The 18,525-nt window shown below is 65.9% G+C and carries 18 protein-coding genes; 10 read left to right on the top strand and 8 right to left on the bottom strand.

From position 1 onward, the window contains the following. Positions 1–469: 469 nt before the first annotated feature. Together OG716_RS06915 and OG716_RS06910 are read left to right on the top strand one after the other, a co-directional pair. Entirely contained in the window at positions 470–646 is a 177-nt protein-coding gene (locus tag OG716_RS06915) for a hypothetical protein (RefSeq protein ID WP_355122424.1), read from the top strand. A gap of 137 nt (positions 647–783) precedes the next feature. Next, the gene (locus OG716_RS06910) at positions 784–1,092 is read left to right on the top strand and encodes a hypothetical protein (RefSeq protein ID WP_327140178.1); all 309 of its coding nucleotides are present in this window, start codon (positions 784–786) and stop codon (positions 1,090–1,092) included. 72 nt (positions 1,093–1,164) lie between these two features. Here the strand turns inward: OG716_RS06910 and OG716_RS06905 are convergent, their stop codons facing one another. Beyond that, positions 1,165–1,941, bottom strand: a complete 777-nt coding sequence (locus OG716_RS06905) for a GntR family transcriptional regulator (protein WP_355122426.1) — start codon at positions 1,939–1,941, stop codon at positions 1,165–1,167. Between the two features lie 172 nt (positions 1,942–2,113). Here OG716_RS06905 and OG716_RS06900 point away from each other — a divergent pair, with 172 nt between their 5' ends. Beyond that, positions 2,114–4,120: an APC family permease gene (locus tag OG716_RS06900; protein WP_405136861.1), complete on the top strand. Its 2,007-nt coding sequence runs from the start codon at positions 2,114–2,116 to the stop codon at positions 4,118–4,120. Between the two features lie 8 nt (positions 4,121–4,128). Here the strand turns inward: OG716_RS06900 and OG716_RS06895 are convergent, their stop codons facing one another. After that, complete coding sequence (locus OG716_RS06895) at positions 4,129–4,482, bottom strand: winged helix-turn-helix transcriptional regulator (protein WP_405136860.1); 354 nt, start codon at positions 4,480–4,482, stop codon at positions 4,129–4,131. Between the two features lie 60 nt (positions 4,483–4,542). Here OG716_RS06895 and OG716_RS06890 point away from each other — a divergent pair, with 60 nt between their 5' ends. The 3 genes from OG716_RS06890 (at position 4,543) to OG716_RS06880 (ending at position 6,415) form a co-directional block, all read left to right on the top strand. After that, positions 4,543–5,289 carry an SDR family oxidoreductase gene (locus OG716_RS06890; protein WP_405136859.1) on the top strand — a complete coding sequence of 249 codons (747 nt, stop codon included), beginning with the start codon at positions 4,543–4,545 and terminating at the stop codon, positions 5,287–5,289. Positions 5,290–5,318: 29 nt separating this feature from the next. Continuing rightward, the gene (locus OG716_RS06885; RefSeq protein ID WP_405136858.1) at positions 5,319–5,969 is read left to right on the top strand and encodes a LysE family translocator; all 651 of its coding nucleotides are present in this window, start codon (positions 5,319–5,321) and stop codon (positions 5,967–5,969) included. Positions 5,970–6,064: 95 nt separating this feature from the next. Then, positions 6,065–6,415 (top strand): hypothetical protein, encoded by a 351-nt coding sequence (locus OG716_RS06880; protein ID WP_405136857.1) that lies wholly within the window; start codon positions 6,065–6,067, stop codon positions 6,413–6,415. A 10-nt stretch (positions 6,416–6,425) separates the two neighbouring features. On the opposite strand, the gene OG716_RS06875 is transcribed toward OG716_RS06880, so the two are convergent. Together OG716_RS06875 and OG716_RS06870 are read right to left on the bottom strand one after the other, a co-directional pair. Beyond that, positions 6,426–7,778, bottom strand: a complete 1,353-nt coding sequence (locus tag OG716_RS06875; RefSeq protein ID WP_405136856.1) for an oxygenase MpaB family protein — start codon at positions 7,776–7,778, stop codon at positions 6,426–6,428. Positions 7,779–7,798: 20 nt separating this feature from the next. Further along, positions 7,799–8,818: an oxygenase MpaB family protein gene (locus OG716_RS06870; RefSeq protein WP_405136855.1), complete on the bottom strand. Its 1,020-nt coding sequence runs from the start codon at positions 8,816–8,818 to the stop codon at positions 7,799–7,801. A gap of 65 nt (positions 8,819–8,883) precedes the next feature. Between OG716_RS06870 and OG716_RS06865 the strand changes: the two genes are divergently transcribed. Then, complete coding sequence (locus OG716_RS06865) at positions 8,884–9,564, top strand: TetR/AcrR family transcriptional regulator (protein ID WP_405136854.1); 681 nt, start codon at positions 8,884–8,886, stop codon at positions 9,562–9,564. On the opposite strand, the gene OG716_RS06860 is transcribed toward OG716_RS06865, so the two are convergent. From OG716_RS06860 to ligD, 4 genes are all read right to left on the bottom strand, one after another. Beyond that, a complete protein-coding gene (locus OG716_RS06860; protein ID WP_405139559.1) occupies positions 9,482–10,477 on the bottom strand; it encodes an FAD-dependent oxidoreductase in 996 nt (331 codons plus the stop codon). The genes OG716_RS06865 and OG716_RS06860 overlap by 83 nt on opposite strands. Before the next feature lie 123 nt (positions 10,478–10,600). Next, positions 10,601–11,992: an amino acid permease gene (locus OG716_RS06855; protein WP_405136853.1), complete on the bottom strand. Its 1,392-nt coding sequence runs from the start codon at positions 11,990–11,992 to the stop codon at positions 10,601–10,603. Between the two features lie 156 nt (positions 11,993–12,148). Continuing rightward, entirely contained in the window at positions 12,149–12,547 is a 399-nt protein-coding gene (locus tag OG716_RS06850) for a pyridoxamine 5'-phosphate oxidase family protein (RefSeq protein ID WP_405139557.1), read from the bottom strand. 92 nt (positions 12,548–12,639) lie between these two features. Further along, complete coding sequence (ligD, locus tag OG716_RS06845; RefSeq protein ID WP_405136852.1) at positions 12,640–13,611, bottom strand: non-homologous end-joining DNA ligase; 972 nt, start codon at positions 13,609–13,611, stop codon at positions 12,640–12,642. Positions 13,612–14,105: 494 nt separating this feature from the next. Between ligD and OG716_RS06840 the strand changes: the two genes are divergently transcribed. From OG716_RS06840 to OG716_RS06830, 3 genes are read left to right on the top strand one after another with little or no spacing between them, the layout of a single operon-like run. Then, positions 14,106–14,885 carry a thioesterase II family protein gene (locus tag OG716_RS06840; protein WP_405136851.1) on the top strand — a complete coding sequence of 260 codons (780 nt, stop codon included), beginning with the start codon at positions 14,106–14,108 and terminating at the stop codon, positions 14,883–14,885. Continuing rightward, positions 14,875–15,699 carry an SDR family oxidoreductase gene (locus tag OG716_RS06835; protein ID WP_405136850.1) on the top strand — a complete coding sequence of 275 codons (825 nt, stop codon included), beginning with the start codon at positions 14,875–14,877 and terminating at the stop codon, positions 15,697–15,699. Before OG716_RS06840 ends, OG716_RS06835 begins: the two co-directional genes overlap by 11 nt. A gap of 26 nt (positions 15,700–15,725) precedes the next feature. Beyond that, a complete protein-coding gene (locus tag OG716_RS06830) occupies positions 15,726–18,461 on the top strand; it encodes a non-ribosomal peptide synthetase (protein ID WP_405136849.1) in 2,736 nt (911 codons plus the stop codon). Positions 18,462–18,525 lie beyond the last annotated feature (64 nt).

Here is an 18,525-nt window from a genome sequence, read left to right as displayed (position 1 = left end):
CAGACGGTGGTCCAGTACTTGCAAATGTTCGGCCAAATGTTCTTGCAGTTGCAACCGCAAGAACGACGATAGCACGCGGGTAGCCCGCTATCGATGGCATAAATCGGGCATATCCTTTGCAACACAACAGGTTTGATCTTGTTCAGTGATCTTGCGCTGCGAAGTTGTGAAGAAAATCTGACATTACGTACCGGTAGGTCTTATTTACCAAGGCATTTCGGCTGGCTATCTACCAACGGGCAATATCTGGCGAACGTCCGGGCCGCGGGAAACGCTGGGGCGGAACAAGGGCCCCGTTGCGGATATTTCGGACGCCGGCGGTCCGGCGCGTAATCCCTGGCGCCACAACAACACCGAAACGGACGAAACCCGTCCGACACGAGTGTTCGACCGTGCAGATGTACTTGCATCTGCCTCTTTCACCCTCATACACTCAGGAGAACCATTCCCCCTCGGCAAGAGGCATCCCATGACACAGATGCTCGCCCACAGCACCGATATCTCCGGTGACGGCTGCGAGAACGAACCACGCAGTCTCAACTATCGCAAGGCGCGCGCCCTGTTGCGTGTGCACGATCAGCACTTCGCCTGCCGGCAGTATCTCGCTGCGGTGGCATACCTTTCGGCGGACAACGACGTCGACTGACCGCGGTGCACGGCTGAGGTGATTCCGGCGCACAGCTGATTCCTGTGTGCGGCAACTGAATTCTTCCCCTTGCGCAACACGGCACCGGGCGGGTACTCCGGATAGAGAAACCCGTCCTCTCGTGGAAGTGCGCCAAGATGATTCTGACTGCTGCCCACGAAGTGCTCACTCAGCACCTGCTCACCCAGAGCGTCCTGGCCCAGCTGGGCAACCCCACGCCCGAGACACCGCCGGTGGCGGACAAGCTGATGCGGCTGGTTCGCTACTTCACCTGGTTCGTACTACTGGCAGGGGTCCTCGCCATCATCTTCGCCGGCGGCAAGTTCGCCTGGGAGAAGTGGAACGGCGGCTCGCTCACCGCCCCGAAGCAGATAGCGGGCGCGCTGATCGGCGGCATCATCGCCACGAGCGCGGGCACCATTATGAATGCCGTCATCGGACAGTAGGCGCTGTCGTCTCAGACAAGACCGGCCGAAACCGCGGCCTACTGTGCCTTATCGACTACGCCGCCGAATCCACTACGCCGTGGCGGCGTGCACGGTCTCCTCTTCGAGGCCGGTGGTACCCACCAGCTCCTCGAATCGCGCCACCACCTTCTGGTGGTAGAGCCCGAACAGGTCCTCGAACAGCGCCAACTGCGCCTCACTCGGCCCATTGTCCGATTCCCACACCGCGACCAGCGCTCGCCAGACCAGCACATGCAGATCCGGCGAGACCGCGAAGTACGCCTGTACCGCCTCCGGCACCTCGAGCACCATCTCACCGATGGAGTTGAGGACCGCGCGCTGCATGACGTGCCCGAGGGCGGTCAGCATCCGGCGCAGTAGGCCCAGTTCGATGCGCAGCATGCGGTACTGGTCCGGATCCGCGCTGCGCGCAAGGGTTTCCAGCTCGTCGATATCGGCCTTGAATTCACCGGGATCGATACCGCGATCGCTGCCGGTGTAGGCGAGCAGGGCCTCCAGCGCGATGCCGCGCTCCTCCTCGACGATATTGCCGAACATATCGGCGGCCAGTTCGGGCTCCGGCATGGAGAGCCGGAACAGTCGCCGGTACACATCCACACCGCCCTCGGCGCGCACGTCGCGGATCACGAATCCCTTGCCGCGATGCGCATCCACGAATCCGTACGACTCCAGCCGTCCCAGAATCAGTTGCGCCGTCGCACGATTCAGGTCGAACTCGTCCGCGACCTGTCGAACGGACGGCATGAGGCCACCGGGCGTGTACTGCCCGGATGCCACGCGGCGCGCCAACTCGTCTGCAACGTCGGCGACGACCGTCCGGTCACCCATCGTGTCACCTCTCCTGAATCTGGTTCACGTCCCAGACAGTGTATGTGGTTAGTCGGACAACTGCACAAGTCTCGGAGCTCGCAAGAAGAAGCACCGCGATTACTGCATCTTTACGGAATCCATACGGCGTGCGCACCGGTTCGTCAGGATTTCCCGCTTAGGCTCAGCCACCGTGGTTTCACCGATCGATGTCGCCAAACGACTTGTTCTCGGGCGACCGTTTCGCAGCGATCGACTCGGCGAGACACTGCTGCCGAAACGGCTGGCCCTGCCCATTTTCGCCAGCGATCCGCTGTCGTCGGTGGCCTATGCGACCCAGGAGATCCTGCTCATTCTCACCCTGGGTGGGCTGAGCTATCTGCATTTCACCCCATTGGTGGCCGGTGGTGTGGTCGTGCTGCTCGCGGTGGTGGCGCTGTCCTACCGGCAGGTGGTGCAGGCGTACCCGTCCGGCGGCGGCTCCTACGAGGTGGTGGCGGAGAATCTCGGCGCGCTGCCCGGTCTGGTCGTGGCGGCGGCGCTGCTGGTCGACTACGTCATGACGGTGGCTGTCTCGGTCGCGGCCGGTGTCGACAACATCATCTCCGCGGTCCCGGATCTGAATCCGTATCGGGTCGCGATCAATCTCGCCTTCATCGCCTTCCTCACGGCGATGAATCTGCGCGGCGTCCGCGAATCCGGTCGACTGTTCGCCATTCCGACCTACGGATTCATCATCGGCGTGCTGGTGCTCATCGTGTTCGGGTTCGGCGAGATGCTGCTCGGGCACACCCCGGTCGCCGAGAGCGCGCACTATCAGATCCATGCCGAGCAGGTCGGACTCTCCACCGCCGGTCTGGCCTTCCTGCTGCTGCGCGCCTTCTCCTCCGGCTGTACCGCACTCACCGGCGCGGAGGCCATTTCGAACGGTGTGCCCGCCTTCCGGAAACCCAAGGCGCTCAATGCGGCCCGCACCATGACGGCCATGGGCGTCATCGCCATCGTCATGTTCACCGGTGTCACCGCACTGGCCATGATCACCAAGACCAAGGTCACCGAGAACGCCTGCGATCTCATCGGATTCCCGGGCGACTGCCACAACGACGCGCAGAAAACCGTCATCGCGCAGATCACCGCCGCGGTCTTCGGCGGGCACAGCATCATCTTCTACTACCTCATGGTGACCACCGCGCTCATCCTCGTGCTGGCCGCCAATACCGCGTACAACGGCTTCCCGCTGCTGAATTCGATTCTGGCGCAACGCCGCTATATGCCGCGGCAGTTGCACACCCGCGGCGACCGGCTGGCCTTCTCCAACGGCATCATCCTGCTGGCCGTCGTCGCCGGGATTCTGATCTACGCCTTCCACGGGTCGACCACGCGGCTGATCCAGCTCTACATCGTGGGTGTGTTCACCTCCTTCACGCTGTGCCAGATCGGCATGGTGCGGCACTGGAACCGCGAATTGCGCTCGGAGCGGAGCAGAGCGGACCGCCTGCGCATCCACCGCGCCCGTGCCATCAACGCCTTCGGCGCGTGCTTCACCGGCGTGGTGCTGGTGGTCGTCATGGTCACCAAGTTCACCCACGGCGCGTATCTGGTGGTCATCGCCATGCCGATTCTGGTGGCCATCATGTGGCTCATCCACCGGCACTACACGGCGGTGCGGGCCGAATTGGATATCGACCCGGACGATCTGGAGACCCTGCCCGGCCGAGTGCATGCCCTGGTGCTGGTTTCGGGCTGGCACAAGGCGACCCACCGGGCCATCCAGTTCGCCCGCGCGACCCGGCCGGACACGCTGACCGCCGTTACCGTCAATGTCGACGAGTCCGATACCCGCCGGCTAGCGGACGCCTGGGATCGCAACCATGTGGGCATCCCGCTCAAAGTGATCGAATCGCCGTATCGCGAGATCACCGGCCCGGTCGTGGAGGAGATCAAGCGCCAGCGCCGATCCCGCCCGCGCGATGTGGTCAGCGTCTTCATCCCGGAGTACGTGGTGGGCCGCTGGTGGGAGAACCTGCTGCACAATCAGAGTTCGCTGCGGCTCAAGGCGCGGCTGCTCTTCGAACCGGGTGTCATGGTGACCAGCGTGCCCTTCCAGCTGCAGTCCTCGCGAAACCGCGACTTCCAGGCGATGGAGCATCGCGCGGGCGAGGTGCGGCGGGGCATCACCGGTCCCGGCGACCAAGCCTGAATCCCGCCCTACGCATCGCCGGTGGCGCCCTCGAGATCCGTGCCCCATCGCTGCGACCACTGCCACAGCGGTTCCAGCGCCTGCCCGAGTTCAGTTCCGGCCTCGGTCAATTCGTAGGACTTGTCCGGTTTCTTGACCACCACGCCCGCCTCCTGCAGCCGCTGCATGCGCACCGACAGCATGCTCGACGAGCAATTGCCCATGCGCCGGCGCAGTTCCAGGAAGCCGAGCGGACCGGGTTCGAGTTCCCAGATCACGCGCAGCATCCAGCGCTGTCCGAGCAGGTCCATGGCGGCGAGCAAGGGGGCTGCCGAGTGCTGGGCGCGGCTCTTGCCCACCGCGGGTTGCCTTGCGCTTCTCATTTCGAACTACCATAGTGGTTCTGAATCAGAAGCGTTCAATCAGGGCCGGAAGGACTGGACATGCAGCGAATCGTGTTGGTTACCGGTGCATCTCGCGGCATCGGTGCGGAGACCGCACGGGTGCTGGGGGCACGCGGGGACCACGTGGTCGTCAACTATCGGGAGAAGCGCAAGCGCGCGGAAGTGATCGTGGCCGATATCGCCGCCGCGGGCGGCAGCGCCTCGGTGGCCGGGGCGGATATCACCGACCCGGACAGTGCGCGAGCGCTCATCGAATCGACAGCCGGCGAGTTCGGGCGGCTGGATGTGCTGGTGCTCAATGCCTCCGGCGGGCTGGAGCGTGATGCCGCACCCGAGTACGCCATGCGGCTCAATCGCGATGCGCAGACCCGGCTGGCGCGGCTCGCACTCGAACATCTCCCGGCGGGCGGGCGCATTGTCTTCGTCACCAGTCATCAGGCGCACTTCTCCGCCACCCGCCCCGTTCCCAACCGCTATGAGCCGATCGCCGCGAGCAAACGTGCAGGGGAGGATGCACTGCGTGAGATGATCCCCGAATTCGACAGTCGCGGAATCGGTTTCACGGTCGTCTCCGGCGATATGATCGACGGCACGATCATCGTGCGACTGCTGGAACGCCGCGATCCGGATGCGGTGACCGCGCGACGCGAGCACGGCTCGCTGCCGACGGTCGAGGAATTCGCGACCGCTGTCGCCGATGCGACAACCGCCGCTACCGCGCCCGGTCACACCGTGTACGTCGGCGGCCGGGACTTCGCGCTGCCCGCCGCGGAAAACGGCTGGTGAGCACTGCGGCTGCGTGACAGCATCATTCGATGCCGCACCTGGTCCACGTCCTTCCCGCCTTCCTGCTCGCGTGCCTGATTCTGGCCGCGCTGCCCGGCCCCGCCACCGCGCTGTTCCTGCAGCGTTCCGTGCGCGACGGCCGCAGGGCCGGGTTGGCGGCGGTGGCCGGCAATGAGATCGGCGTCTTCGGGTGGACGATGGCCGGCGGCGCGGGGTTGTCCGCACTGCTGATCGCCAACCGCGTGCTGAGCCTGGCCATCCACGTCCTGGGCGCGGTGGTGCTCATCTGGCTCGGCATTCAAGCCTGGCGCGGCGCCCGCCGATCCACGGCAGAGGACGCGTTCGGGGCGGCGCTGACCTCGGCGCTGCCGCGCGGCCGCACCCCTGCCGCCGCCTTCCGCGCCGCGCTCGTCTCCATTGCCGCCAATCCGAAGGCCGCCGTCTTCGGGCTGACGATTCTGCCGCAATTCCTGCCCAGCGCCGGCCCGGTGCTGACCACCGTGGTGGTGCTGGCGGTGATCCAGCTCGTCATCGACACCCTGTGGTGTGTGGGCGTCGTACTGGCCGCCGAGCGGGCGGGAGCCTGGTTGCGGCGCACCGCGATCCGGCAGCGGGTCGAGCGGGCGCTGGCGGCCGTATTGGTGGGGCTGGGCCTCGGTCTCGCGGCCGAGGCGCGCTGAGCCGACCTCGGACAGCCGGGCGCGTTCGGCACGGGCCTATGTTTGTGGGTAACCGCGGGTTCGAGCGGGCACTACGGCGGCGAGGAGGTGCGGGCATGGTCGATGACGTCGGCAGGAGCTGGAACGATCCGCCCACCCTGCGGCGTGCGGTGCGCTATGTGGTGGCGGTCCTGATTCTCACGGGCATGGTGGTCGCGCTGGCCCTGGTGTGGGCCGCCGCGCGACCGCAGTGCCTCGATGCCGCCTCGCTGATGTGCGATTCGGCCGCGCGTCTGGCCGTCGCGCTGGGTCCGGCCATTGTGCTGCTGCTCGGCGGTCTCGGCGCGTTCGTCATCACCTTCCGGGAGTGGCGGGCAGCGCGGCCGTGGACGATCTGGCAGGGAGCCGGGTGGTTCCTGTTCACCACGATGGTCATCTATCTGAGCATCGCGGGCGGCGCCGGCTGACCCTGCCGATTCACATCGGGCACCGTGGCGTTCGCTCCGCGGAGACATCGTGATGGTCGAACGGCGTGCCCCGAATCCCGACCCGCGCGGCCAGGAATCGGGCGACGCGAATATTGCGGTCCCAGAACGGATCCACGCGTTCGGCCCGGCGGATCATCCGGCGGCGAGCGCCGGGGAGCTGATCATCGAGGGCGCGCAGCCGCACGGCGGCGGTGGTGACCATGCCGGTCGCGGCGGACCAGGGCTGTAGCGGCACCGACCGCAGCGGCGTATCCGCCAGCAGCGTCCGCACCAGTGGTTGGCCGCTGTAATACGCGAACACACCCAATGCCGGTGCGGTAGCCGCGATCTGGACGCGACCCCGGAGCGAAGCCGGATTGAATCCGCGCGTTGCGGCGCCTGCCATATTCGCCGTCCGCTCCGGGGCGACTCCGGCGGTGGCCACCATATAGTCCACCATCTCCATGCCCTCGGCGGCCGAGCGCGGAATCAGTTCCTCGGCCACCCCGAAGCAGTAGGCGATATAAGCCCAGTAGTGCATCACCGCATCGAGCTGCCTTGTGCTGCAGCGCCTTCCGTGCACGTGGTCGAAGCACATCGGGGTCAGCCCGAAGGTGACAGCCGCGCCCATGGTGGTGGCATTGGAGATGGGATTGCCGTGCCGCGCGAAATGCTCGTCACCCCAGCGCCGGCGCAGCATGGCGCGGACCTGCGCGTGCATGAGCCGCACCCGCACGGTGTCGTGCAGAATCGGCGAGCTGCGCTCCAGGGCGCCGGGTGCGGTGACACTGCCGAACCAGACGGCGGATTCGAGATTGCGGCGGTAGGGGTCCTTGACGAAACGCCCTGTCTCCCCCACCGCCGAGGCGACCTCGGCGCCGACGAAGGTGCCCATGAAATCCTGTACGCCCATGGCCATCTTCCCGGCCGTGGAGACATTGATCCAGAGCCGGCGGCCGTACTCCCACAGGTCCGGGTCGTACCAGTCCGGTGGATTGTCGATGCGCGCAAAGAGATTCACCAGCTCCGCAGGTGGATCCTCGACACTGTCGATGCCGTGCGCGAGCGCCTGATTCAGCATGCGCCGACCACCGGCGGTGCCGAGTCGCCGGAAGGCCGCGACCACCTCGTCCATGGGTTCGTCGCCCTGCCACAGATGGTCGGCCATCAGCCGGGTGCGCGGCGTCTGCAGGGGTTCCAGGCGCACCTCCAGCCATGGTGACAGCATGGATTTGCGCGGCTCGAACCACAGTTCCGAGGCGACCGCGCGGGGCGGCGGCGGGCGCAGCGGCATGCCGGGGCGGTAGTAGTAGTCGTACGGATGTCCGCCGTCGACGGGCTGAACTTCGGTCAGTGGCTGCATAACTCTGGACACCTTCTGCTCTAGAACCCGGTCAGCTGACGGAATGTGGTGGCCGCGTTGCCACCCGGATCGACGTGGACCGGGCAGTAGTGCTTGGGATCGGCGCGGTGTTCCGGTGCGGGCCACAGCGATTCGGGCGCCTCCGGTGGCGGCATATCGGGGGGTCGCCTGCCCGCCACCCGGCGGCGGGCGGCGCGCACGCGTGGGGCGGCGTACTTCACCTCGTCCGGCGTGATGCGGTTCAGCGCGGATATCGCCCGGCAGAGCCGATCGAAGAGCCACTGATCACGATCGGCCCAGGGGAAGCCCATGGTGTCGCGAATGGCCGGATCGCACAGCCCGACGGTGATGAACTTGACCAGGCCCGCTCCGGCCGGGCGAATCGCCTTTTCCCACAGCGGCTCCGGCAGTCGCCGCAGCACCGGGAACGGTGGCACCGGCGCGGTATCGATGAGGTTGTACACGTCCCACGCCGACGGTGTCGGTTCCAGGGTGTCGCGGCACATATCGCGCCAGTAGCGGCGGAAGTCGTTCCAGGACTGCGGCACCACCCGCATGCTCATGCCGTACATCTCGTACCACTGGTAGTGCTCGCGCCAGAGCTGTTCGCGCTGCGGACCGGTCAGGCCGCCCATGAAATGTTCCGCCGTGCGCAGCGTCTGCATGAAGAACACCGCGTGCGCCCAGTAGAAGGTGCCCGGGTCGAGCGCGTGGTACCGGCGGCCCTGCGCGTCGACGCCTTTGATCTCGCGGTGGTACCCGACGATCTCCTGCGCGGTCTGCCGCGCCCGCGGCCCGTCGAAGACGACGCCGAGAATCGGGTAGGAGGAGCGCAGGACACGCTGATAGGGCTCACTCCCGATATCGGAGTGGAATTCCACGCCCGCACCGAGTCCGGGATGCATGTTCTGCACCATGCCCATGAAGAATCCGGTGGGTCCGTAGTAGAGCGAACCGAAGATCTTCCACGTCAGCGAGTCCGGCCCGAGCGGCCTCGGCTCGGAATGGGGCTCGTGCGAATCCGCTGCCTGTGACACCATGGCCACAGGCTGACACGAATATTTACTCGCATTCAATTCGCATTCCGAACCGTCGCAGAAACGCTATGGCACCGAAACGACAACTACCGAAATCGCCTGCCACGCCGCGAAAATCACCGCAGCAGCAGCGTTCCCGCGCCATGGTCGAGCGCATTGTCGACGCAGGTCAGCAGGTATTGATCGGGCACGGGTACGACGGCGCCTCGACCAATCGAATTGCCGAGGCGGCGGGCATCAGCCCGGGTTCGCTCTATCAATACTTCCCGAACAAGGACGCGATCGTCGCCACCGTGATCGAGCGCTACACCGGCGAGGTCGCAGACAGGGTCCGCGCCCGCGTGCTGGCGAATATTACCAACGATCCCGAAGCCGCAGTGCCAGAGACTATTTCGGAGCTACTGGACGCCCTGGGTACGCATCGTGAGCTGCTGCGGGCGGTGGTCGAGCAGACACTGCGACTTTCCTCTGGCGCAACAATGCTCGCCTTCGAACAACAGATCGGTGAGCTGGCACGTCTGGCACTGACCATGCGGTCTCACGAGGTGCCTGCGGATGTGGATTTCGACGCAGCCGCCTGGATGCTGGTGCGGACCGTCGAACATCTCACCATCCGCTACGTGCTCGACGATCCGCCGATTCCCCGCGACCGTTTCCTGACGTCGATCACGCGCCTGGTACTGAACTACTTCCAGTCACCAGAGGGATATTCCCTGGAACCACGAGCCGAACGCGAGCAATCCGACTGAGCGGCACGATATTGCGATCCGTGGTTACGAATCCGATGCAGTCAGGAGCGCGCGACGGCCGGCGGCGTGGGGCCGCGTACATCTCGTCGTGCTCGGGCAGCTCGTCCAGCAGGCCGCCCAGATACGAGTTGGGGACCGCGCACACCACCGCATCGGCGGGCACGGTATCGCCGTCGGCGAGCGTCACCCCCGTGACCACACCGTCCCGAATATCGATATGCCGTGCCACCGCACGGTACTTCACCTCCACGCCGTACTTCTCGAAGATCTGATGCGCGCCGGTGACGAACAGGGTGTCGAGATCGGTGGTGGGGTAGCCGATGGAGACCGGCCGTCTGTGCTTGATGCCCAGGCGAATTCCGGTGGCCAGCACATCGGCGAAGACCTTCGCCGACTCCTGTCGCACCGGTTCGGCGGCAATGCCCAGCGCCAGCCAGTCCCACAGCGACACCCGCGCGGTGGCGGGCATACCGAGCCGCCGGAACCATTGATCGGTGGTGAGATCGGCCAGATCGCCGGGCTGATGGAGGCACTGCCAGCCCAGGCGCGCGGTGGCCAGCGCCGCCCGGGTCCGGTCCACGGGGCCGGCGTCGGGATGCGCACCCAGCAGTGCGCGCAACGCCTGGAAACCCTTGGTGCCCATGGTTGTCGCACGCCCGCCCGGCCAGCGCAGCACGCCGCTGTGCGGGAATTCCACGAATTTCCGGGTGCCGACACTGGTCAGATAGCGGAACAGATGGACGTAGCCGCTGGCGATCACATGCTGGCCGTTGTCCGGAATATCGTGCAGGGTGGCGACTTCCAGGGCATGGGTGCGCCCGCCGAGCCGTCCGCGCCGCTCCAGCAGCGTGACCTGCTTACCGGCCTCCGCCAGCCACACCGCGGAGGGCGGCCCCGCCAGCCCGCCCCCGATGACCGCATACCGCCGCGGATCGTTGATGCGCGCTCCCGTAGCCGAAACCTACAGAAGGGAAGGTACGCCCGCCGCATCGACGGGCGTACCTGATTCGCCCGAAAAGCGAGGTGGAGCAGCCGTTTACGCGCGCTTACGCGACAGCACCGGATACGCCGCGCAGACCAGCGCACCCCACACGACACCGACCACGATGGCCGTGCGGCCCGAATCGGTGAAGAACAGCAGCACCACGACCAGCGCCAGGAAGGCCAGGGCCAGTAGCGAAGTCACCGGTGCGCCCGGCAGGCGATAGTCGCTCGCGGGGAGCAGTCCGGCTTTCACGCGGGCGCGATAGATCAGGTGGCAGACCAGAATGATGCCCCACACGAAGATGATGCCCATGGTGGAGACCGAGGTGACGTAACCGAAGGCCTTCTCCGGGGAGAAGTAGTTCACCGCCACGCCGATCACCATGACCGCCGCCGATACCGCGATACCGGTCGCGGGCACCGACCGGGTGCTCAGCGCGCCCAACTTGGCGGGCGCCTCCTCGCGCTGCGCCAGACTGCGCAGCATACGGCCGGTGGAGTAGATGCCCGAATTGCACGAGGACAGCGCCGCGGTCAGCAGCACGAAGTTGATGATGGCGGCCGCGCCCGGAATGCCGATCTGCTCGAACACCTCCACGAACGGACTGCGCCCGGCATGGAAATTCCGCCAGCTGGAGACCGACATGATGACGATGAGCGCGCCCACGTAGAACAGGCCGATGCGGAACGGCAGGGTATTGATGGCCTTGCGCAGGGTCCGCTTCGGATCGCGGGCCTCACCGGCGGTGACGCCGACCAGCTCCACACCGACATAGGCGAAGACCACGATCTGCAGCACCAGCAGCGCCTGCCCGAAGCCGTTCGGGAACACACCGCCGTCGTTCCACAGATTGGCGGGCGTCGGATTGACGGCATGGCCGAAGTGGAAGATGAGCACGCCGATGCCGATGGCGATCATGGCGACGATGGCGGTGACCTTGATGATGGAGAACCAGAACTCGCCCTCACCGAACAGCTTCACCGACACCAGGTTCAGCCCGAACATAATGCCGAGCACCACCAGCGCGGTGACCCACTGCGGGATGTCGAACCAGTACTGCACGTACTTCCCGGCGACGGTGATCTCGGCCATGCAGGTGCTCACCCACACGGCCCAGTAGGTCCAGCCGGTGGCGAAGCCGGCGAAGCGGCCCAGGAATTCGTTCGCGTATTCGGCGAAGCTGCCGGTGACCGGGCGGTAGGTGAGCAGCTCGCCCAGCGCCCGCATGATGATGAAGATGGCCAGGCCTGCGACCAGGTAGGCGAGGATGAGTGCGGGGCCCGCCTGTGCGATCGCCCCGCCTGCGCCGTAGAACAGGCCGGTGCCGATGGCACCGCCGATAGCGATCATCTGAATGGTGCGCGGTGACAGTCCCCGGGAGTAGCCCTCGTCCCCGGGTAGTTCGGCCGATTCGATCGGCGTCTGTCTCTCAGAGGCTGTCATGTATTCCTTCCACGTGCGTGCGGCCGCACCGCATCCGGCCGTCATCGGCACAGATGCGCGGCCACGCCGAGCTTGCCGGCGGATTGCCGTGCTCGAGCCAACGGCGTGTCACGCTACCGGAGACGTAGTGGCCGTCACAGTGGGCCGGTCGTGGAACTACTCGCCGGTAATGTCATCGACGAGCTCGACACCGGTGACCACCTCGGTCTCGATGCGGATCAAATGATCCATCGGCATGGTGATCCACGAATCGATGAGGGTCTCGTAGCGCTGCACCTGTTCCGGATCGGTGATCACGCGCGCCACCCCGGTGACGATGACGCTCCAGCCTCGGCGGGTGTGCTCGTCGAAGTCGTCCGCCTCGTACGCGACGACCTGCCCGTCACCACCCAGCAGACTCGCGCCCAAATTCGCGCGCACCAGCACCGCATCCTCTTCGACGATGTGGTTCACCGGCCGAATGATCGGAATTCCGCGGCGCGATAAAACAATTCGCCCGTACTGCGCGCCGGCCAACCGCTTCAGCGAATCGCCAGCCGAGAGCTCGCGCAGCATTCGTGCCCCTTCGCCGCCCATCCCTCCAATTGTGGTCGATCTCGCGGAGTTTCGCCAATTGTGTTGCCGCAAGCGGGTGTTCGCAAGTCCACTCAGCGCAGCGGCGGCACGTCGACCTGCGCCGGAACCTTGTCGGTGCGCAATCCCTTCCAGCTCGGCATACGCAGACGCGCACCGGAGAATTCGCGATACTCCACGTCTCCGACCAGGATCGGGTCCACCCAGCGCCAGCCCGCCGCGGCGGCTTCGGGCGGTGGTTCGTCGAAAGCACTTGCCGAGGTTTCGATTTCGCCGAGGGTGGCGCGAATGATGCGGCGGGCGGCCTGGGTGAAGCCGGTGCCCGCATTGCCGATGTAGACGAAGCGGCCGTTCTCGTCATAGGCGCCGAGCACCAGTGAACCGAAGGTGGATCCCATCGCGCCCGCACCTGGCGTCCAGCCCGCAACCACGGCCTCGGTGCGCTGCCGCAGCGGCGTCTTGATCCACGCAGGCGATCGCCGCCCGGGCAGATACACCGAATCGACACGCTTGGAGACGATTCCCTCCAGCCGATGCTCCAGCGCCACCCGCTGCAATGCCTGCGCATCGACCTCGATCCAGTGCGGCGGCGCGGACAGCGGTGCGGCGAAGTCCACTTCGGCCAGCCGCTTCCGGCGCTCGAGATACGGCTCCGCCATGGTGTCGCGAGCGCCGATGCGCAGTACATCGAAGGCGAAGAACTGCACCGGAACCTCCGCCACCAGCTGCTCCCCGGGCAGCGCGACATGCATGCGGCGCTGCAGCCGCCCGAAGGACGGCGCGCCATCGGGTTCCTGCGCCACGATCTCACCGTCGAGTATCAGACTTCCGTTCCCCGACAACACTTTCAGTGCGGCGACCACCTCGGGATAGGAACCGCCGACGTCATTGCCGTTGCGGCTGTAGAGCCGGCACTGCCGAGCCTCGCACACCGCGATGATCCGGACCCCGTCCCACTTCATCTCCACGGCCCAGCCGGCCGCGTCCGGCGGCGCTCCCCCGATCGCCAGCATGGGCGCGGGAACACCGGGAAGCGGCCAGGGCACGGTGCGCCGCTACCCGTGTAGACAATCGGGCAAAAAAGACATGGCGGTAGTTTGCCAAATAATTGCCAATACATATCGGCGGCTCGCCGAGCCATTCCGATTCAGTTGTCACCCAGAAAGATTCACGGGTCCTGACGCAACGGCGCAGGCCGGTGGCGGCCGCGATCCATGTTGTGCGAGTTACCGGAATATCGCGTAATTTACGTTCCGTGGGTTTTCCGAGTGGGCGTTCGGCTCCAATCACAAACGGTTCATTGGGCAGGCTGCTGCCATGGCGCCGGAGATCAGCGCGGTAGCCGACGTCGAATTCCACCCGGGCGCACAGGCGGTGAACCTGCTGCGCACCGGCCCCCGGAGGAGCTGACACCGAGGCCGCCGCCGACGCTTGCCGGCGGGCGGTCTCATTGCGGACCCTCGCATACAAAGTGATCTGCGTCACAGTGACTTTGATTCGTTTCAACTATCAAGACAGATCAAGGCGCAATCCGATCCCGATGGCGGCAGTGGCTCCGAGCAGGGCGGTACTGCCTGAACTCCGAACTCGAGACTCGACCACGGGCGTATGCAATCATCGCCGAGTGTCGAATCTCAAGCTTGTTTGTCTTCCGTTTGCTGGCTCCGGCGCTTCGTTCTTTCGAAACACGAAGTCCCCGGAAGGGATCGATCTCCTGCCGATCCAGCTGCCCGGTCACGAGGAGCGGTTCATCGATCCGCCTTTCGTAGACGTCCGGACGGCGGCTGCCGAGGTTGCGGACTACGTGCGGGCAGAGAGCGACTCGGACAGCCGAATACTGGTCTTCGGCCACAGCATGGGAGCAATTCTCGCTTTCGAGACGGCCCTCGCCCTCGGGGCCATGGTCGATCACGTTTTCGTGAGCGGGTCGCCCGATCCCTGGCATCCGCGCAGCGAGCGCGCCTCGACGCTGACCGACGAAGAATTCATGGCGAAGGTGGAGGCTTTCGCGGGTTACACCCATCCCGCACTCGCCAATCCGGAAATGCGACAGCTGATTCTGCCCATCCTGCGGGCCGATGTGCTCATGCACGAGTCGTATATCGCCGGTAGCGACACCGTCATCGATGTGCCCATCACCGCGCTGCGCGGAACCGGCGACGCACTGGTGTCGGAGGCCGATATGCTCGGCTGGCGCAATGCGACCACCAGCAACTTCTCGATCGAGACGGTCCAGGGCGGCCATATGTACCTCGCCGACCGGCTCGAGGAGACCCTGGAGTTCATCGCGGAAACCACGCGTATCTCCCATGGCAAGTGAGGATCATCTAGTCGCGCTCGTCACCGGCGCGGCACGCGGGATCGGTCGGGCCTGCAGCGTTCGACTGGCCGAGGCGAATATGTCTCTGGTGCTGATGGATATCGGCAAGGACGCCCCCGAGGTGCCTTATCCGCTGGGTTCGGAGAGCCAACTCGAGCACACCCGGCGACTGTGCGTCGAAATGGGCGCGAATGCCGAAACAGCCACCGGTGATGTGCGGAATATCGGTGATATCGACGAAGCGATGCGGCTCGCGCTGCAGCGCTTCGGGCGGCTGGACGTTGTGGTCAACTGCGCGGGGATTGTCAGTCCTTCCGGCAGCAGTGTCGAGGAGGTGACCTCCGACGACTGGTCGACCATGCTCGATATCAATCTCACCGGACCATTCCAGGTCCTGTCCGCGGCCGCGCGAATAATGAAGCAGCAGGGCTCGGGCAGCATTATCAATATCGCGTCCACGGCCGGCCTGGTGGGCTACCGGCATTTCGCGGGATACGTGGCCTCCAAGCACGGATTGGTCGGATTGACCAAGGCCGCCGCGCTGGATCTGGCTCCCCACGGAATCCGCGTCAATGCGGTGTGCCCCGGATCGGTCCATGACGCACCGGAACTCGAAGGAAGAATGCTGCGCGAGGTGGCGAACGCACTCGACCTGAACGGCGACCACGAGCAGATGTTCCTGCGCGATCAACCCTCCAACGCGCTGGTCGCCGCGGAGGACATTGCCGAGACTGTCGCGTGGCTGGCTTCCAGCAGAAGCCGGAGCGTGGTCGGTTCGATCGTCACCGTCGACGGCGGCTTCACCTCTCGTTAATCGGCCCTCGGACAGAAGCTGCAGTCATGAAAACAATGCACGACGTCACCGATGACGGACTCGAAACCCCCTCGCACCCGGCCGGAATCGCGGTCCGCGTCTCGATGCCCGGCGGTGTCGACGCCCTTGCCGCCCGGTGTGCCGAAGCGCTCGGCGGGGACCCCGAAACCATCGGAATCTGGTACCAGAGCGCCCCTTTCGACTCCGCGTCGAATCCGGCGGACAGAATCGTGCGCCAGCAGCGGGCGCATCCGCTGGCCCCGGGGCTGCGGGCCCGGCTGACCTGCACCGGTTATCTCGGCGGTGTCACCGATATGGTGCTGCTGGCGGACGGTGACCTCAGCGGTGTGCTCGCCGAGTTCGATCGCGCCGGCGCACGGTCGTTACCGGCCCTGCAAGACACGTCCGACGCACTGGCCGGCGCGATCGACATCGAATTCGGCGAGGCGTACCAGACCACCGAATTGGCTGCCGCGGTCGTCATTGTGCTGGGCCGATTCCTGGATACCGCAGCGCTCGCGGTCGATCTGGCGACTGCTGACGTATTGCTGCGGTCACCCGCCGTCCGTGCGCGAATGTTCTCCGAATCCGGTGCCGGCACTTGCGAATTCGGAGTGCACGGTTCGATCGGGGACGTCGTGTCTCAGCTCTCGGCCGCCACGCCGGAGGCAACCGCGGCAGGGCTGGAATCCGACCACGGCCTGCGGTCGGTGCGGATCATCGATTACACCGGCGCGCCAGGCGTTTTCCTTCCGAAGCCGGCCGCATCGCACGACTTCGACATCGCGATCCATCCGACGTCCGATCCCGGCATCGGCCGGGTACTGCTGCGGACCCGGTCGGAGGAAGCGGCGGAGTTCATCCATCAGATCGCGCAGGTGCTCGGCTTCGTCTACGCGCAGATCCAGGCGAAGGGCCCGGATCTGCGACTGCTCGATATCGCCTACGCCGATGTCCCGGAATCGATCTCGGTCGCGGCCGTACGCGCCCCCGGTGCGGGTGGCCGAATGGAACAGCGCATTGCCGCCCATGCGGCCGACCGCCCCTCCTCGACCGCGGTGCTGGACGGAACCGCGTCGACCTCGTTCGGAGAACTCGAAGCGCAATCGCAGCGCATCGCGGCGGGTCTGCTGCAGCTCGGGGTGCTGCCGGGTGACTTCGTGGTGGTCGCGGCGGCGAAATCCGCAACGCTCTTCGCCACCATGCTGGGCATCTGGAAGTGCGGCGCGGCCTACGTTCCCGTCGATATCGAATTCCCGATGGAACGGCTGCGGTACATCATCGAGGACTCCCGTGCGCGGGTGGCCGTGGTCGAGCAGCAGTTGCTCGGCGCGGTACCGGATTCGGCTCGTGCGGTGGACATTTCGGCCCTCGCCGCCAGCACGGCGCCGGATGCCGCACTGCCGCAGGGGTTGTCGGAGAACGCACCCGCCTACGCGATCTACACCTCGGGCACCACCGGCCGGCCCAAAGGCACGGTGATCGCGCACCGCAGTGTGCTCGCCCTCATCGACGCGCTCACCGAGCAGTTCTCGCTCTCGGAGACCGATGTGTGGAGCGCCTTCCACTCCCCCGCGTTCGATTTCTCGGTCTGGGAGATCTGGGGCGCACTGGCCACCGGCGGCGCGGTGGCCGTGGTGCCCAAGAGCGCGGCGCGCGATCCGCGGCAGTTCCACGAGCTGTTGCGCGGCAGCGGTGTGACGGTGCTGAACCAGACGCCGTCGGCCTTCGCGCACCTGGTGAGTTTCGATGCGCAGGCGCCGCTGCTCGACACGGTCCGGTTGGTGATCCTGGGCGGAGAAGCCTTGCAGGCCGGCAGTTCCGCCGCCTGGCTGGACCGCTACCCGGCGAATCGCTGCCAGCTGATCAATATGTACGGCATCACCGAGACCACCGTCCACGTCACCGTGCAACCGGTCACCAAACACACCACACTGCGCGCGCCCCGATCGGTGGGGCATGCCATCGCGGGTTGGCACACCACCGTGCTGGGCCCGGATCTGCGGCCCGCTCCCCCGGGATTTCCGGGTGAGATAGTCGTCGCCGGTGCCGGTCTGGCGCTTTACTATTCGGGAAAGCCCGCCCTGACCGCGACGAAGTTCGTGGCGGGCCCGGACGGGCAGCGCTGGTACCGCAGCGGCGATCTCGGCCGCCTCCGCCCCGACGGCACGCTCGAACATCTCGGCCGCATCGACCACCAGGTCAAGATCAACGGCTACCGCATCGAACTGGACGAGATCCGCAATTGCCTCAGACGCCAACCCGGCGTCCGCGACGCGATCGTGGTGTGCCACCGGACCGAAGGCCAGTTCGCCACCACCCGCCTCGATGCCTATCTGGTCGGCGACGATCTGGATCTGCCGGAACTGCGCGGCGCGGTCGCCCGCATGCTGCCCTCGTACATGCGGCCCGCGTTCTACACGGTCGTGGACAAGATTCCACTGACCACCAATGGAAAAGCCGATATCGCACGCCTGCCGGCGCCGGACAGCGGCCCGCACCAGGCCGATTCAGCACCCGAGTCCGAGCCCGCACCGAAAACCAGCGGGACACAACCGATCCTGACCAAGGTGTGGTCCTCGGTCCTGGGCGTGGAGCCGAGCGCCGACGACAATTTCTTCCTCTCCGGAGGAAACTCACTCGCCGCCATCCACCTCAGCACCGAGCTCGGCAAGAACGCGGTCCCCATGCCCCTGAGCATGGTGTACCAGTACCCGGTGTTCAAAGACCTGCTGGCCGCCATCGGCGAAAAGACGCACTGACCGGGGCCGACGTGCCGGGCAGACCCCGGCACGTTTGGACCTCATCGTTGCGGCTACTCCGAAA

The organism is Nocardia sp. NBC_01388 (genome assembly GCF_045040085.1).
Classification (GTDB): domain Bacteria; phylum Actinomycetota; class Actinomycetes; order Mycobacteriales; family Mycobacteriaceae; genus Nocardia.
The sequence above is the reverse complement of the archived record's forward strand: the minus strand, read 5'-3'. Positions and strand labels throughout refer to the sequence as shown.

Excerpts from the sequence above, each read along its gene's own strand:
- OG716_RS06870 (WP_405136855.1), bottom strand. The coding sequence starts at position 8,818 with ATGGTGTCACAGGCAGCGGATTCGCACGAGCCCCATTCCGAGCCGAGG.
- OG716_RS06910 (WP_327140178.1), top strand. The coding sequence starts at position 784 with ATGATTCTGACTGCTGCCCACGAAGTGCTCACTCAGCACCTGCTCACC.
- OG716_RS06850 (WP_405139557.1), bottom strand. The coding sequence starts at position 12,547 with ATGCTGCGCGAGCTCTCGGCTGGCGATTCGCTGAAGCGGTTGGCCGGC.
- OG716_RS06880 (WP_405136857.1), top strand. The coding sequence starts at position 6,065 with ATGGTCGATGACGTCGGCAGGAGCTGGAACGATCCGCCCACCCTGCGG.
- OG716_RS06915 (WP_355122424.1), top strand. The coding sequence starts at position 470 with ATGACACAGATGCTCGCCCACAGCACCGATATCTCCGGTGACGGCTGC.
- OG716_RS06895 (WP_405136860.1), bottom strand. The coding sequence starts at position 4,482 with ATGAGAAGCGCAAGGCAACCCGCGGTGGGCAAGAGCCGCGCCCAGCAC.
- OG716_RS06865 (WP_405136854.1), top strand. The coding sequence starts at position 8,884 with ATGGCACCGAAACGACAACTACCGAAATCGCCTGCCACGCCGCGAAAA.
- OG716_RS06905 (WP_355122426.1), bottom strand. The coding sequence starts at position 1,941 with ATGGGTGACCGGACGGTCGTCGCCGACGTTGCAGACGAGTTGGCGCGC.
- OG716_RS06830 (WP_405136849.1), top strand. The coding sequence starts at position 15,726 with ATGAAAACAATGCACGACGTCACCGATGACGGACTCGAAACCCCCTCG.
- OG716_RS06875 (WP_405136856.1), bottom strand. The coding sequence starts at position 7,778 with ATGCAGCCACTGACCGAAGTTCAGCCCGTCGACGGCGGACATCCGTAC.
- OG716_RS06840 (WP_405136851.1), top strand. The coding sequence starts at position 14,106 with ATGGCGGCAGTGGCTCCGAGCAGGGCGGTACTGCCTGAACTCCGAACT.
- OG716_RS06855 (WP_405136853.1), bottom strand. The coding sequence starts at position 11,992 with ATGACAGCCTCTGAGAGACAGACGCCGATCGAATCGGCCGAACTACCC.
- OG716_RS06835 (WP_405136850.1), top strand. The coding sequence starts at position 14,875 with ATGGCAAGTGAGGATCATCTAGTCGCGCTCGTCACCGGCGCGGCACGC.
- OG716_RS06890 (WP_405136859.1), top strand. The coding sequence starts at position 4,543 with ATGCAGCGAATCGTGTTGGTTACCGGTGCATCTCGCGGCATCGGTGCG.
- OG716_RS06885 (WP_405136858.1), top strand. The coding sequence starts at position 5,319 with ATGCCGCACCTGGTCCACGTCCTTCCCGCCTTCCTGCTCGCGTGCCTG.